At 70.8% G+C, this 14,178-nt stretch carries 12 protein-coding genes; 4 read left to right on the top strand and 8 right to left on the bottom strand.

The genetic code is table 11. From position 1 onward, the window contains the following. The first annotated feature begins 8 nt into the window (after positions 1–8). On the top strand, positions 9–476 hold the full coding sequence (locus ACNPQM_RS20125; protein WP_266991823.1) for a VOC family protein: 468 nt from the start codon (positions 9–11) through the stop codon (positions 474–476). A 143-nt stretch (positions 477–619) separates the two neighbouring features. Beyond that, positions 620–952 (top strand): ferredoxin, encoded by a 333-nt coding sequence (fdxA, locus tag ACNPQM_RS20120; protein WP_418085101.1) that lies wholly within the window; start codon positions 620–622, stop codon positions 950–952. A gap of 100 nt (positions 953–1,052) precedes the next feature. Here fdxA and ACNPQM_RS20115 read toward each other — a convergent pair whose 3' ends face one another. The 8 genes from ACNPQM_RS20115 to ACNPQM_RS20080 all read right to left on the bottom strand — a co-directional run bounded on the left by ACNPQM_RS20115 (position 1,053) and on the right by ACNPQM_RS20080 (position 10,127). Next, positions 1,053–1,436, bottom strand: coding sequence for a nuclear transport factor 2 family protein (locus ACNPQM_RS20115; RefSeq protein ID WP_418085100.1), 384 nt, complete (start codon positions 1,434–1,436; stop codon positions 1,053–1,055). Between the two features lie 41 nt (positions 1,437–1,477). After that, a complete protein-coding gene (locus ACNPQM_RS20110; RefSeq protein WP_418085099.1) occupies positions 1,478–2,392 on the bottom strand; it encodes an ABC transporter permease in 915 nt (304 codons plus the stop codon). After that, a complete protein-coding gene (locus ACNPQM_RS20105; RefSeq protein WP_418085098.1) occupies positions 2,389–3,567 on the bottom strand; it encodes an ABC transporter permease in 1,179 nt (392 codons plus the stop codon). Before ACNPQM_RS20105 ends, ACNPQM_RS20110 begins: the two co-directional genes overlap by 4 nt. Beyond that, on the bottom strand, positions 3,564–5,120 hold the full coding sequence (locus ACNPQM_RS20100; protein ID WP_418085097.1) for an ABC transporter ATP-binding protein: 1,557 nt from the start codon (positions 5,118–5,120) through the stop codon (positions 3,564–3,566). The genes ACNPQM_RS20105 and ACNPQM_RS20100 overlap by 4 nt, the downstream gene beginning before the upstream one ends. Before the next feature lie 29 nt (positions 5,121–5,149). Further along, positions 5,150–6,244, bottom strand: a complete 1,095-nt coding sequence (locus tag ACNPQM_RS20095) for a BMP family ABC transporter substrate-binding protein (RefSeq protein ID WP_358861646.1) — start codon at positions 6,242–6,244, stop codon at positions 5,150–5,152. 253 nt (positions 6,245–6,497) lie between these two features. After that, the gene (locus ACNPQM_RS20090) at positions 6,498–7,877 is read right to left on the bottom strand and encodes an amidohydrolase family protein (RefSeq protein ID WP_418085096.1); all 1,380 of its coding nucleotides are present in this window, start codon (positions 7,875–7,877) and stop codon (positions 6,498–6,500) included. Continuing rightward, positions 7,874–8,185: a hypothetical protein gene (locus tag ACNPQM_RS20085; protein WP_418085095.1), complete on the bottom strand. Its 312-nt coding sequence runs from the start codon at positions 8,183–8,185 to the stop codon at positions 7,874–7,876. The genes ACNPQM_RS20090 and ACNPQM_RS20085 overlap by 4 nt, the downstream gene beginning before the upstream one ends. A gap of 493 nt (positions 8,186–8,678) precedes the next feature. Further along, positions 8,679–10,127 carry an aldehyde dehydrogenase family protein gene (locus tag ACNPQM_RS20080; RefSeq protein ID WP_418085094.1) on the bottom strand — a complete coding sequence of 483 codons (1,449 nt, stop codon included), beginning with the start codon at positions 10,125–10,127 and terminating at the stop codon, positions 8,679–8,681. Positions 10,128–10,200: 73 nt separating this feature from the next. Here ACNPQM_RS20080 and ACNPQM_RS20075 point away from each other — a divergent pair, with 73 nt between their 5' ends. Together ACNPQM_RS20075 and ACNPQM_RS20070 are read left to right on the top strand one after the other, a co-directional pair. Continuing rightward, the gene (locus ACNPQM_RS20075; protein WP_418085093.1) at positions 10,201–11,283 is read left to right on the top strand and encodes an NAD(P)-dependent alcohol dehydrogenase; all 1,083 of its coding nucleotides are present in this window, start codon (positions 10,201–10,203) and stop codon (positions 11,281–11,283) included. Positions 11,284–11,425: 142 nt separating this feature from the next. Continuing rightward, a complete protein-coding gene (locus ACNPQM_RS20070; RefSeq protein ID WP_418085092.1) occupies positions 11,426–13,645 on the top strand; it encodes a cytochrome P450 in 2,220 nt (739 codons plus the stop codon). Positions 13,646–14,178 lie beyond the last annotated feature (533 nt).

Genomic DNA, 14,178 nt, shown 5'->3' with positions numbered 1-14,178 from the left:
GCAGAACCATGGCAGAACTGACCGAACCCCGCTGGACCCATGTCGCCATCCCGGTCAGCGACCTGGACCAATCGATCGAGTTCTACGAGCGCATCACTCCGTTGGTGCTGGTCACGAAGAACGACGACGACAACGGGCGCAGCGCCTGGCTGTCGAACAAGGGCCAGGTCGACTCGGCGTTCGTCCTTGTCCTCGCCGAGTTCTTTCCCGAGGTCGGGGCGCGCTTCGGCATCGAGCCGGGCAAGAAGGTGCCGACGCTGGCGCCGTTCGCGCACATCGGTATCGAGCTGCCCCACCGCGAGGACGTGGACGAGGTCGCGGCGAAGGCACGCGAGACGGGCAACCTGCGGTGGGAACCGGTGGACATGGCCGCCCACATCGGGTACATCTGCGCCGTGAACGACCCCGACGGCAACACCATCGAGTTCTCCCACAACCAGAAGGTGTTCTCGACCATCCAGGAGCTGTGGGGCTGAGCATCAGCAGTTCTGGGGCCGAGCCGGGAGCCGACCGCACGCTCCTCGGCCGACCCGCCGGTCATCGGCGGTGGCGTCGGCGATCGGGCCGTGCCGAGAGCCTGCGGTGCCGGCGCCACCATCATCCTGTTCCGCATGATCGTGTGAAGGGCGACAAGCGCGTGCCGTACGTCATCACCGACGCCTGCGTCGACGTCATGGACAAGTCCTGCATGGAAGAGTGCCCAGCCGACTGCATCTACGAGGGCGACCGGATGCTCTACATCCAGCCCGACGAATGCGTCGAGTGCGGGCGCTGCGAACCCGTCTGCCCGCAGATCTCCATCTTCCACCACGAAGACCTGCCGGCGCACAACAAGCACTTCGAGCAGGTCAACGCCGAGTTCTTCACCCTCGGCACCCCACCCCTCGGCTCCCCCGGCGGAGCCCGCAAAACAGGCCGCGTCGGCCACGACCATCCCCACGTGGGAGCGTGACCGCCACGCGACCACGGACATCTCGGTCCCCGGCCGCAGCAGTTGCGAGCCGGGGCCGCGGTGTGTGCACCTGCCCTCGCCGGTGTCTTCCCGAGGGGCGTCACGCCAGTTGGCGCCGCACCTCGCCGCTGTCCCAGTAGTCCGTGCGGCGCGTGATGAGACCGCCCGCGACGGTGAACACGAAGACCCCGCGGACGCGCACGGGGCGGTCGCCGACCGAGCGCATCCGGAACGTCATGACGTACGGCACCGCAGCCGACTCGCCGTCGACGATGAGTCGCTCGGGCACATAGCGCAGGTCCGTGAAGTCCTCCAGGAACCCGGTCAGGGCAGCGCGGTACTCTGCGCGGCCCTTGCGGCTCCGGCCCATCGACGAGGTGTGTTCGTTGACGAAGTCCTCGGCCACACGGGCCGCCACGGCGTCAGCGTCGTGCGCGTTGAGCGCGGCCAGGTACGCCTCGACCGTGGCGCGGGTGTCGTTCACAGCCGGCCTCCTCGTCCCGCCCGCACGGCGTCCACGCGCCGTCAGGCCGAGCGGCGCTGGAAGGGCCGGCCGAGCGCGGCGGGTTCTCGGTGCTGGGTGGCGAACAGCAGCATGGCGAGAAGCGCGAGCAGATACGGGGCCGCGACGAGGAGCTGGGCGTTGAGGGTGACACCGAGCGCGGGGAGCGCCAGGCGCATCGCGTCGGAGAGGCCGAACACCAGGCAGCCGAGCAGGGTACGGCCGAGCCGCCACGCCCCGAAGATCACCGCGGCGATGACGATGTACCCGCGTCCGGCGGTCATGTTCTGGTTGAACGATCCGACCTCGCCGACCGCGAGGTAGGCGCCCCCGAGACCGGCGAGTGCGCCGCACCACAGCAGGGCCTGCCGGCGCCGCACACCGACCTTGATGCCCGTGACATCGGCGGCCTGCGGGTTCTCCCCCACCGCCCGCAGCTCCAGGCCCCAGCGGCTGCGGTCCACCAGCCACCAGGTGAGCGGCACCAGCAGGATCAGCAGGTAGGCGGGCCAGCGTCCGGAGAACAGCGCCTGGCCGATGAGCGGGATGTCCTTCAGCAGCGGGATCGACAGCACCCCCACCTGGTGCGAGGCGAACTGCTGAGTGGTGATCAGGTAGCTGGTGAGCCCGAGTACCAGCGCGTTCAGCACGAGGCCGACGACGAAGGTGTTGATCTGGGCACGGTGGGAGAGGTTGCCGTGCACGAAGCCGATGACGAGGCCGGTCAGCACGCCGACCGCGAGACCGGCGGTGGCGCTGCCGGTCGCACTCGCGGTGGCGATGGAGGTGAACGCGGCGCCGAGCATCATCGCCTCGACGGAGATGTTCATCGCTCCGGCGCGCTGGGCCAGGTACTCACCGCAGGCGGCGAACGCCAGCGGCACGGTCAGCCGGACACCGCTCGCCAGAACGGTCGTGGTGTTGTCCAGAACGCTCACACGGCCGCCTTCATCTTGGTCGGGACAGCGGGCAGGGGGAACGGCTTCGGCGGTGTGGCACCGCGCCGTCCGCGGAGGAGGCCGACGAGGAGGGGCGGTGCGACGAACGCGAGGACGAGCAACGCCTTGACGATGTCGACGAGGTAGTACGGCACCCCGGTGGCCGAGAGGAAGTCCCCGCCCGCCCGCAGCACAGCGAACCCGAACGACACCGGTATCGCGATCAGGGGCCGGTTGCGTGCGACGAGCGCGACGAGCAGGCCGTCCCAGCCGACGTTGTCCGAGAGCCCGGCCTGCAGCCGGTTGGGGCTGACAGGGCTGGCCAGCAGCAGCCCTCCCGCCAGCCCCGCGAAGGCGCCCGACAGTGCCAGGGTGAAGCCGCCGAGCGCGGCCACCCGGACTCCGGTGTGCTGGGCCGTCAGCGGATTCAGTCCCACCATGCGTACCCGGAAGCCCCATCGGCTGCGGCTCAGTACCAGCGCGACACCGGCCGCGGCGGCGAGCGCGAGGAACAGCCCCGCGTTCAACTGCACCGAGGGGTAGTGCCCGAGGCCGCCGAGCAAGGCGTCGGCCGGCAGGGGGTTGGACTGGGCGTCGGCGATGCCCGAGGAGCCCTGGGCGCTCTCCTGGAGCCACGGGGTGCTGACCGCGAAGGTGACGAGCTGGATGGCGAGGAATGTCATCAGCAAGGTGCTCACCACGACGTTGACACCGCGGAAGCGGTACATCAGCGCGCTGAGCGCGGCCCAGAGGCCACCGCCGACCGCCGCGGCGGCCATCACCACGACCACCAGCATCGGGCCGGGCAGGGCCAGCCGCAGCCCGACCCAGGCGCCGAAGAGACCGCCGATGAGCACCTGTCCTTCCTGTCCGATGTTGAAGGTGCCGGCGGAGGCACAGATGGCCGCGCCGACCGCCACCAGCAGCAGCGGCGCGGCGTTGAGCAGCGTCGTCGTCCAGCCGGTGGTGTTGGCCAGACTTCCGGTCCAGATGGCGGACAGCGAGGCACTCGGCGAGGCACCGGTCAGGGTGAGCAGGAGCGTGGACACGCTCAGGGCGACGGCGACGAGCACGATGGTGAGACTCGCGGTCAGCCAGCCGTCGCGGCCCGGTCGGAGACGGGCGAGGACGCGCCGGCCGAGATCGTCCGGCGCCGTCGTCGGGGCGGCTCTCATGCTGCCTCACCGCCCACCAGCATGCCGAGGCGTTCGGGGGTCGCCTCGGAGACGGGGAGCGCTCCGCTGATCCGCCCCGAGGAGATCACCGCGATCCAGGATGCAAGGGCCATGACTTCCTCGAGTTCGGTGGAGATGAGCAGCACTCCGACGCCTTCGTCGGCCGCTCTGCGCAGCCGGGCGTACATGTCCTCGATGGCACCGACGTCAAGCCCGTGGGTGGGCTGCGCGGCCACCAGGACCCTGGTGTCGCCGGACAGTTCCCGGGCGAGGACGACCCGCTGCTGGTTGCCGCCGGAGAGGCTGCGCACCGGCGCGTCCAGCGACGGCGTGACGATGTTGAACTCGTCCGCGAGACGGCGGGCCTGAGCGAGCGTCGCGCGCCGCCGCAGCAGGAACCGGCCGCTGACCTCGTCCAACGACTTCATCGTCAGGTTCTCGGCGACGCTCATGTCGAGGATGACGCCGCTGTGGTGGCGGTCCTCCGGCACGATGCCGAGACCGGCCTTGGACAGCGCGCCGGGCCGGGTGACGTCGACGCGGTTCCCGGCGACCTCGATGGTGCCTTCGGTCGGCGCGACCAGCCCGGCAAGGACATCGCCGAGGATCGACTGGCCGTTGCCCTCCACGCCGTAGAGGCCCACGATCTCGCCCGCGCCCACGGTCAGATCGACGGAGCCGAGAGCCTCGACCCCGTCCTGTACGACGGTGAGTCCGGCGAGGCGCAGCACGGCCTGCTGCCGGTCGTGCGCCCGGTCGTGGCCGGCGCGCGTCTGCTGCACCGGCAGCAGGCCGAGGGCCGCGCCCTCCTCGCCCAGCGACACCTCACGGCCCACCATCTGCCGGGCGAGCAGTTGTGGAGTGGTGTCGGACGTGACCGCCCGGAAGGCGACACGGCCCTTGCGCAGGACCGTCACCCGGTCCGTGGCCTGGGCGATCTCGGCGAGTTTGTGGCTGATGAGGATCACGGCGCGGCCCTCGTTCGCCACCACGCGGTCGAGCACGGCGAACAGTTCCTGCGATTCGGCCTGGGTCAGCACCGAGGTCGGCTCGTCCAGAATCAGGATCTGCGGGTTGCGCCGCAGGCACTTGACCACCTCGACCCGCTGCCGCTCGCCGGCCGAGAGCGCGTCGACGCGCGCCTCGGGGTCGACGGGCAGCCCGTATCGCGCGGAGACCTCGGCGATGCCGTCGCAGACGGCCTGCTTGTTCACCTTGCCGGTGTCGCCCAGTGCCACGTTCTCCCACACGGTCAGGCCGTTGATGAGGCTGAAGTGCTGGTGCACCATGCCGATGCCCAGTTCGGCCGCTTCCTGCGGGCTGTCCAGCGCGACCTCCTCGCCGCGCACCAGGACGGTGCCGGTGTCGCGCCGGACCAGCCCGAGAAGGACCTTCATGAGGCTGGACTTGCCTGCCCCGTTCTCACCCAGGAGTCCGTGGATCTCGCCGGCGTCGACTCTGAGGTCCACGGCGTCGCAGGCCGTGACGGATCCATAGGATTTGGTGATGCCGCGCAGTTCGAGGATCGGAACCGCTGAGGTCGTCGGTGTCATCGCTGATCTTCCTCGTGGGTGTCGGCATGTCAGCCGAGGCGCTTGACCTCGGCCGCCGGGTCGATCTCCTTGTTGCCGATCTTCTTGATGAACTCCGCGAGTTGCTGGTCCTCGTCGCCCTGTCCGTCGCAGATCTTGACGGTCGGGTAGGGGTCGACGCCCAGTTGCCACACGCGTGTCGTGCCCATCTTCAGGTTGTCCTTGGCGAACTCCTCCAGTGCGGCGCGGAAGTAGTCGCCCGGGCTGAACAACACCGAGATGTCGAACTTGGGGCTGTTCGAGTCGCACCGGTCGGTGCCCGGGGTGAGGGTCAGTGCGCCGCCCGCGTTCGCGAGGTTCGCGGAGGCGTCGGTGGCGCCGCCGAGGTAGGGGTAGATGACCTTGACACCCTGGCTGAGCTGCGCCTGGGTGGCCTCCTTGGCCTTCGCGGAGTCGTTGAAGTCGCCGGTGTAGGTGGTGGTCAGGGTGGCCTTCGGCACGACCTCCCGGATCCCGGCCAGGAAGGCTGTGGAGGCGGCGACGCTGAAGTCGGCCTTCAGGCCGGTGATGAACCCCGCCTTGGTGTGGCCGGCCGCCTTCATCTTCAGGCCCGCGGCGTAGCCGGCGACGAGCATGGACTGGTTGGGGTCGTCGGTGGACAGCACGATGCGCGGGGTCTGGTCGATGTTTCCCTGCATCGGCACATACCAGGCGGACTTGGCGCAGACCGGTTCCTCCGAGGCGGGGATGGCGGTCTTCAGTTCACTCGCGCCGAGCGCAACCAGGTCGACCTGCTGCCGGCACAGCGCGCGTGCCGCGGTGAGCGCGTCGCTCGGGGGCACGCTGCCGCGCTTGACGACCGTCCAGCCCTTCTCCTTGGCGAAGGCGTCCGCCGAGTCGACGAAGCTCTGGTAGTAGCCGCGGTCGTTGATGTCGCCAGGGCTGAGGACACCGATGACGACTTTGCCGTCGCCGTTGACATCGGGCCCCTTGAGCCCGGAGCCGCTGTCGCTGCCGCCGCTCGCCCCAGGGGTGGCCTTGGGCGCGGTCGCCGCGTTGTCGGCGCAGGCGGACAGCGCGAGGGCACCCGCGAGGGCGAGGCCGGCCGCAGCCACACGGCGCCGGAGCATGCTGTGTGAAGTCATGTGCGTGAGTCCATTCACTGGGTGGCACCGCCCCGTCGGGGCGGTTGTGGCGGCGGGGGGTGGCGGTGCGTCAGCGGGTTCGATGCCTTGGTATGGCTCGGCACGGGAGGCCCGCTTGTGCGGGAAGGGGGGATTCCTCGCTCGCGGCGACGCACCACGGAGGAGTCATCGGTGGTGACGCGGGCGCGCTCGGCGCGCAGGTGGTGTGCTGTCGGGAGGCGGAATGTCTACGACGTTCAACGGTGGGCACCTTTCACCGGCCCGCGGCCGACTCCGTGAGCCAGGTCGGGCGGGGTGTGCGACCCGCGCGCCGCAGGAGGGCGGCGGAGCGGTCGGCGGCAGCGGCTGCGAGGGCGTCCGGGTCAACGCCTGTCGGCCGCCGGTCACGGACGACCACGCGGCCGTCGACCAGCACATCACGTACGGTGCGCGACACATGGCCCCATACGAGCTGGCGGGCCAGATCGCCCCGGGGTGTCCAGGCGGGGTCTGTGGTGTCGAGTACGACGATGTCGGCCGCCTTGCCCACTTCCAGGGAGCCGATCCGGTCGCCCAGACCGATCGCCTCGGCGCCGTCGACCGTCGCGAGCGCGAACGCCTGCTCGGCGCGGATCGGGTCGGGCAGGTCACGGTCGCGTTCCAGCGCGGCGAACAGGTAGGCGGCCAGCAGGATGTCCGGGGCATCGCCCGCGTTGTGCGCGTCGCAGCCCAGCGCCACCCGGCCGCCCCTGCGCACCAGTTCGGCGTGGCGCGAGGCGCGGGTGTACCCCTGGGCGAGCCGCAGACAGGCCCCCGGGCAGGAGGCGACCGAGGTGCCGGTCTCCAGGATCGCGTCGACCTCCGCGTCGTCGAGCCACACAGCGTGCCCCAGCAGCAGACGCGGGCCGAGTACGCCCAGCTCACGGAAGTGGACCACCGGCCGACGCCCGCACCGCAGCGCGTATGCCTCGACGTCCGCGGGTCCCGGCGAGATGTGCCAGGTCAGCCCCGTGTCGAGCCGTTCGGCCAGGCTCGCGGCCCCGGTGAACAGTTCGTCGCTGGCCAGGTCGTGGCCGACGAGTGTCACCCATCCGGTGACCGGTCCGGTGACCGGCAGGGACCGGACGATGTCCTCCTGCCGGGCGAGCACCTCGTGCGCGGGCGCGCCGAGCGGCACGTCCTTGGCGTCCCAGCCCCAGCCGCCGACCCGTGCGCGGACACCCACCGCGCCCAGACCGGCGGCGACGCGTTGGGGGTAGGCCACCGTGCCCGGCTCCAGCACCGTGGTGATGCCCCGGGACAGACACTCAACGGCGGTGATGGTCGCGGCCAGTTCGTCGTCGTCACCGTCGGCGTGGGCGTGCAGCGGGACGATCCAGTCGAAGATCGACTCCTGCGAGCCGATGCTGTCCGGGACCATGCTGCGCACGAGGGGGTCGACGGTCGTGTGCTGGTGTGCGTCGATCAGGCCCGGGATGACGACACAGCCCGACGCGTCGATCTCCCGCGCTCCAGGGAAGCGGGCGCGCAGTTCCTCGGCCGTGCCGAGCGCGGCGATGCCGTTCTCCGACACGGCGACCGTGGCACCGGTGAGGACGCGCCGCGCGGAGTCCATCGTGACGACGTCGCCGCCCACGATCAGCAGGTCGCTCATGGGTTGATCACGCCCTCGCCGATGGGTGGATGCGGGCGGTCGGCGCGGGCGGTGAGCGACCGGGACCCGGGGTCTCGGACGACCGAGCCGTCCGCAGCACCGGCCGACGCCTCCGATGCGCCGAAGTCCGTTGCCGGCACGTGCGTGGGACAGCGGCCAGGGGCCGGGCCCGCGCCCTTGACCTGTGGCAGGGCTGGGCGGTTCGGCCCACGGTACGCGACGTCGGCGAGGTCGCTCGGTCTGCGTTTCCGTTCCGGGACGTCCTGCGGGAACGCCCCCGCGTACCCGCCGAATTCGGTCTGCACCATGGCTTGCACCGCGCAGCCTCCTCACCTTCACCTGTCTCGCATTGCGAGTCGGTGGAACGTATTGTGAGGTACTCTGCCGCCGCTGCCCGATGGGTGTCAACGCTCCTGCACCACTTCTTCGCCTCGTCGGCGTTCCGCTTCTTAACGAGGCCGACAGCCCAGGTGGCAACGGGTGGAGGCCGGTGAAAAGACAGCTGTCGCCGGGCCGCGAGGCGACTCGGCGACGAGTGAGGTGCCGGTTCCGCGTCCGGCCGACAAGCAATGAGCGAGTGCTGTTTCAGCGCGAGGTCGTGAGCCGCTGTCCGTGCAGTACGGTGCCGCCCGGCGGCCACGCGCACGGCTCACCCGGACCAACGGTCGGCACACACCGCTGTCGTCCTCAGGCACGCGCGGGCGGCGCCACGGTCCACCGCCCGCGCGGCAGGTCAGTCACCGGTCCGGGTGCCGGACCGCTTGTCCGGCGCTCCGGCGGCGCCCCCCGTCGTGTCCGGTCTCAGCGGGTCAGCAGCCGGATGGCCACGCCCTTCTCCTGGGTGTACTCGCGCAGCGCCGCGTACCCGCCGCCCCTGCTGAAGCCGCTGTCCTTCTGCATGTTGAACGGAAAGCCGATCACTCCGGCGTCGTGGAACTGGTTGACCGCCACCTGCCCGGAGCGGACGTCCTTCGCCAGCCGCAGCGCCCGCGAGAGGTCGTTGGTCCAGACGCATGCCAGGAGACCGAAGTCGGTGGCGTTCATCAGCTCTGTCGCCTCGGCGGTGTCGCGGAACGACTGGACGGCGAGAACCGGGCCGAAGACCTCCTCGCGGGCGACGCGCATGCGCGTTTCCACGCGGTCGAACACGGTAGGCCGGACGAACCACCCCTCGTCGGCGGTTCCGCCACCGGTGACCAGCCGAGCCCCCTCGCGGGGCGCTTGCGCCAGAAAGCCGCTGACGCGGGCGAACTGCGCGGCACTGACCAACGGCCCCATGTCCAGGTCAGCCTCCCACGGCCCGGTCTTGACCACGGCCATGGCGGCGGCGACCCGCTCCACCACCTCATCGTGCACCGACGCCTCCACGAGCAGCCGGGAACCGGCGTAGCAGTTCTGCCCCGCGTTCTCGGTGATGGAGGTGACGATCGCGGGGATCGCCGTGTCGAGGTCGGCGTCGGCGAAGAGCACGTTCGGCGACTTGCCGCCGAGTTCCAGCTTCACCGGGACGAGGTTCTGTGCTGCGGCCGCCATGATCGCCCGCCCGGTGGCGGTGGAGCCGACGAAGCTGATGTGGTCGACCCCCGGGTGCGAGGTGAGGGCGACGCCCGCCTCGGGGCCGAGGCCCGCCACGACGTTGATCACACCCGGCGGGAAGCCGGCGCGGCAGGCGAGTTCGGCGAGTGCGAACGGGGCCAGCGGTGCGATCTCGGACGGCTTGAGGACGACGGTGTTGCCCGCGGCGAGCGCCGGCGCCACGTTCGCGGCGGTGAGCACGGCGGGGACGTTCCACGGGATGACGATGGCGCACACGCCGTACGGCTCGGGAACCGTGTAGCCCAGGTAGTCGGGACTGCGGGTCGGCAGCGTGACCCCGGTGAGCTTGTCGGCCGCGCCGGCGAAGTAGTCGATGATGCCGTGGGCGATGTAGATGTTCGTCCGCCCCCCGGACAGGGGCTTGCCGACGTCCTGTGCCTCGACGGCCGCGAGCGCCTCGATCTCGGTGAGGATGAGGTCGGCCCAGCGCCGGATCAGCGCCCCGCGCTCGCTCGGGCTGGTCGCCGCCCAGGCGGGGAAGGCGCGGCGCGCGGCAGTGACCGCGTCGTCCACATCGGCGCGGCCCGCCCGGGCGACCTCGGTGATCACCTGTCGGGTGGCCGGATCGAGTACGTCCAGCGTGCCGCCGTCGCGGGCCGCCACCCACGTGCCGTCGATGAAGTGCTGGGAGGAAGGAAAGCCAAGAGCCGCCATGAAGGGAACATTGACCGGCCCTGTCACGCATGTCAATATGCAGTCTCGCTTTGTGAGGCGCTGAGGAGGCCCCGTGCGTGCCACCGCCGCTCTGCTGGAGCAGCCCGGACAGCCGTTCGTCCTGACCGAAGTGGACCTGGAAGATCCCCGCCCGGACGAGGTGCTCGTTCGCGTCGCCGCCGTCGGTGTCTGCGGTACGGACCTTGAGTTCGCCGGCTTCTTCCCCACGCCCGCGCTGCTCGGGCACGAAGGGGCGGGCATTGTCGAGAAGGTCGGCGCACAGGTCACCTCCGTACGCCCGGGCGACCACGTCGCCATGTCCTTCACCTCGTGCGGTACCTGCGCCCTGTGCCTGACGGGCTCGCCCGCCTACTGCCGCAGCTTCGACGCGGTGAACTTCTCCGGCCGCCGGCCCGACGGCTCCACCGCGGTGACCCACGGGGGGCTGGAGGTCAACGCACACTTCCTCGGTCAGTCCTCGTTCGCCAGCCATGTCGTCGCACCGGAGCGGGCGGTCGTCCGGATCGACCCGTCGTTGGACCTGCTGCGGGCCGGACCTTTCGGCTGCGGCTTCCAGACCGGAGCGGGCGGTGTGCTCAATGTGCTGCGGCCACGCCCCGGCTCGTCGATCGCGGTCTTCGGGGTCGGGGCCGTCGGCGTGGCCGCCGTCATCGCCGCCTCGCTGAGCGGCTGCGAGGTCATCGCGGCCGTCGACGTGAACACGGCCAAGCTCGAAGCGGCCCGCGGCTTCGGAGCCACGCACTGCGTCGACTCCTCGGCCGAGGGGACCGCCGGGCAACTGGCCGACCTGGTGCCGGAGGGGTTCGACTTCGTGATCGACACGACTGGGCGCGAGGACGTCCTGCGCACCGCCGTGGAGGCTCTCGGGCCGCTCGGTCACGCCGGTGTCATCGGCGTCGGCCCCAGCAAGACGATGAGCTTCGACTGGCGCAGCATCCTCAACGGACGAACGGTCACCGGCATCGTCGCCGGTTCCAGCCTGCCGAGACTGTTCCTGCCGCAGTTGCTCGAACTCAACGCCGGGGGCCGGTTCCCGGTCGAGAAGATGATCACCTACTTCCCGTTCGAGCAGATCAACGAGGCCGTCGCGGCAGTCCGGTCCGGCTCGGTCGGCAAAGCCGTGCTGACCTTCTGAGCCGACCTTCTCGACGTTCCACGAGACGTTGTCAGGCTCGGCGGCACGCCTTAGGGTGACCGACACCGATGAGGCTGCTGACATCCGGTGGCGCGGCCGGACAACACCGCGCACAGTTTCGAGCACGTGGAGCGTGCCCACCATGTCCGCCGACTTCGACATCGCTTCCGACATCGACTTCGACCACCACTCCGACAAAGCCAACGCCGATCCGGTCGCCTACTACGCGGGCTTCCGTGAGAGCTGCCCGGTAGGCCGCTCGGCTGCCCATGGTGGCTTCCACTACACGACGCGGTACGCCGACGTGGCCCGTATCGCCCGCGACGACGCGACGTTCTCCTCAGCTCGCGGCGACCACGGCGGGCAGGGGGTCGGCATCGTCATCCCCAAAGGACCTGGGCTCGAACAGTATCCGATCGAGCTGGACCCGCCGCGTGCGACCGAGTACCGGGAACTGATCAACCCGCTGCTGACCCCGGACGCGGTCGGCCAACTGGTTCCCATGATCGAGCGTCATGCCGCCCGCGTCGTGGACGACTTCATCGAGCTGGGCTCCTGCGACTTCGTCCGCGACCTCACCAACCCGCTGCCCGCCGCCGTCACCCTGGACTGGCTGGGTTTCCCCGAGGAGGACTGGGCAAAGCTGGCCGGGCCGATCCACGACATCTTCGCCGCACCGGCCGACAGCGAGCGCGCCGTGCGCGGGGCCGCGGGGCTGGCCCATATGGACCAGCGCATCCGCGAGTTGATCGCCGAGCGCCGCTCCGCACCACGGGCCGACGCGGTCAGCGCGCTGGTTGCCGGCCGACGCGCCGACGGCAGCGCGTTCGGCGAGGACGAACTGGTTTCGGTGATCGGCCTGCTCATCGCGGGCGGCGTCGACACCACCACCTCCCTGACCGGATCGACTCTCGTCCACCTCGCCCGCCACCCCGAGCAGCGCCGCCGGCTGATCGACTCCCCCGATCTGCTGGACAGCGCGACCGAGGAATTCCTCCGCGCGTTCGCCCCGTCGCAGTCGATGGCGCGCACGGTCACCAGGGAGGTCGAGGTCGGTGGCTGCCCGATGCACGCGGGCGACCGGGTGCTGATCCCATGGGTCGCCGCCAACCATGACCCCGCTGTGTTCCCCGACCCCACGCAGATACGCCTCGACCGGGACGCCAGCCGTCACCTCAGCTTCGGCATCGGATCGCACCGGTGCGCCGGTGCCCACCTCGCCCGGGCCATGTTCCGCGCGATGATGACGCAGGTCCTGACCCGGCTGCCCGACTACCGGGTGATCGAGGAGGGGCTCGTTCCCTACCCCACGCGCGGCAACCAGTCGGGCTGGGACGCGGTCCCGGCGGTCTTCGCGCCCGGTCCCCGGGCGGCAGCGGCAGCAGGCACGGCCCGCGCGCTGAGCACGCCCACCCCGCTGCGGGTGACCGCGGTGCGTGCCGCGGCCGAGGGCGTCGTCGCCGTCGACCTCGGCCTGCCGGACGGAGGTGAACTCCCCGCATGGCGGCCCGGGGCACACGTCGAGCTGCGTCTGCCCTCGGGCCGACTGCGTCAGTACTCGCTGTGCGGTGACCCCGCCGACGCCACGACCTGGCGTATCGGAGTCCTGCGCGAACCCCAGGGGCGGGGCGGTTCGGCCGAACTCCACGAACTCGCCCGCCCCGGAGTCACGTTCGCGGTACGCGGGCCGCGCAACCACTTCCCGCTCGCCGAGGCGCCGTCCTACCTGTTCCTCGCCGGCGGCATCGGCATCACACCGATCCTCTCCATGGTCCGCGAGGCCGCGGCACGTGGCACGCCCTTCACCGTCGTGTACGGCGGACGCACCCGCTCGACCATGGCGTTCGCCGACGAACTCGCCGCCGTCGCCGGAGACGCGCTCACCCTGCTCCCGCAGGACGAGGCCGGGCTGCCGGACCTCCCCCGGCTGCTGGGCGGGCTGAACGCGGACACCGCCGTGTACGTATGCGGGCCGACACCGATGCTGGCGGCAGTCGAGCGCGAGTGCACCCTCCTCAATCTCACCGACCGGCTGCACCTGGAGCGCTTCACCGCAGGCGACGACCTCGAAACGACATTCGACGCCACGGAGAACCGGACCTTCGAAGTCCAGCTCGCGCGCACCGGCGGCACGCTCGTCGTACCGCCCGACCGCCGCCTCATCGAGGTCCTGCGCGATGCCGTGAGCGGCCTGTCCTACGACTGCGAGAAGGGATACTGCGGCGCCTGCGAGACCCGCGTCCTCGCCGGGACACCGGAGCACCGGGATTCCGTGCTCAGCGACGAAGAACGCCTCGCCGGGCGGACCATGATGATCTGTGTGGGGCGCTGCCGGAGCGACCGACTCGTCCTGGACCTCTGAACCTGGCCGGCCGACTCCCGCGGGGACCGGCAGCTGCGCGCACAGCTGACCCGGGCCCGCGCCCAAGCATGCGAACTCCAAAGTCAACTCGACGCCCTGGCCATCATCACCACAACTCTGTACGCCGAGAACCTCACCCTCCGCAGACGCCTGCACGGCCGAAGTCCCGCCACAGCCCTCCGGCGAGACCACCGCCCCCGCCGGGCTCCTGCCGGCGCCTCATCCCCAAGCAGTCGCTGTGACCCCTGGGGGAGATCTCGTCGTGGGCACGGGCAACGACGTGGCGGTCTTCCGGCGCCGCCTCGTGCAGCCGTCGATGTCCGCGTCGAGCAACACCATGTCTTCGCCTTCGATCTCTCGACCGCACATGTGTGGTGGAAGTGACTAAGGGCTGTCCGCCCGCAGGGCGTGCCAGACGCTGCCTGGCAGACGGGGCTTTCGAAACACGCCCCAGGTGCGGCAGCACTCGCATAGGCGGGGCGCGGGGCGGGGGGGGGGCCCCCCAAGGCGCCCCCCCCGCCCCCCCCCCCGGG

Source organism: Streptomyces sp. NPDC056231 (assembly GCF_048270745.1).
Classification (GTDB): Bacteria; Actinomycetota; Actinomycetes; order Streptomycetales; family Streptomycetaceae; genus Streptomyces.
Note: the sequence above shows the minus strand (reverse complement) of the source record. Positions and strands in the feature narration are given on the sequence as shown.

What these genes read in the sequence shown, in the direction of transcription:
- ACNPQM_RS20105 (WP_418085098.1), bottom strand. Translation starts at nt 3,567, where the DNA reads ATGAGAGCCGCCCCGACGACGGCGCCGGACGATCTCGGCCGGCGCGTC.
- ACNPQM_RS20100 (WP_418085097.1), bottom strand. Translation starts at nt 5,120, where the DNA reads ATGACACCGACGACCTCAGCGGTTCCGATCCTCGAACTGCGCGGCATC.
- ACNPQM_RS20125 (WP_266991823.1), top strand. Translation starts at nt 9, where the DNA reads ATGGCAGAACTGACCGAACCCCGCTGGACCCATGTCGCCATCCCGGTC.
- ACNPQM_RS20095 (WP_358861646.1), bottom strand. Translation starts at nt 6,244, where the DNA reads ATGACTTCACACAGCATGCTCCGGCGCCGTGTGGCTGCGGCCGGCCTC.
- ACNPQM_RS20085 (WP_418085095.1), bottom strand. Translation starts at nt 8,185, where the DNA reads ATGGTGCAGACCGAATTCGGCGGGTACGCGGGGGCGTTCCCGCAGGAC.
- ACNPQM_RS20080 (WP_418085094.1), bottom strand. Translation starts at nt 10,127, where the DNA reads ATGGCGGCTCTTGGCTTTCCTTCCTCCCAGCACTTCATCGACGGCACG.
- ACNPQM_RS20090 (WP_418085096.1), bottom strand. Translation starts at nt 7,877, where the DNA reads ATGAGCGACCTGCTGATCGTGGGCGGCGACGTCGTCACGATGGACTCC.
- ACNPQM_RS20070 (WP_418085092.1), top strand. Translation starts at nt 11,426, where the DNA reads ATGTCCGCCGACTTCGACATCGCTTCCGACATCGACTTCGACCACCAC.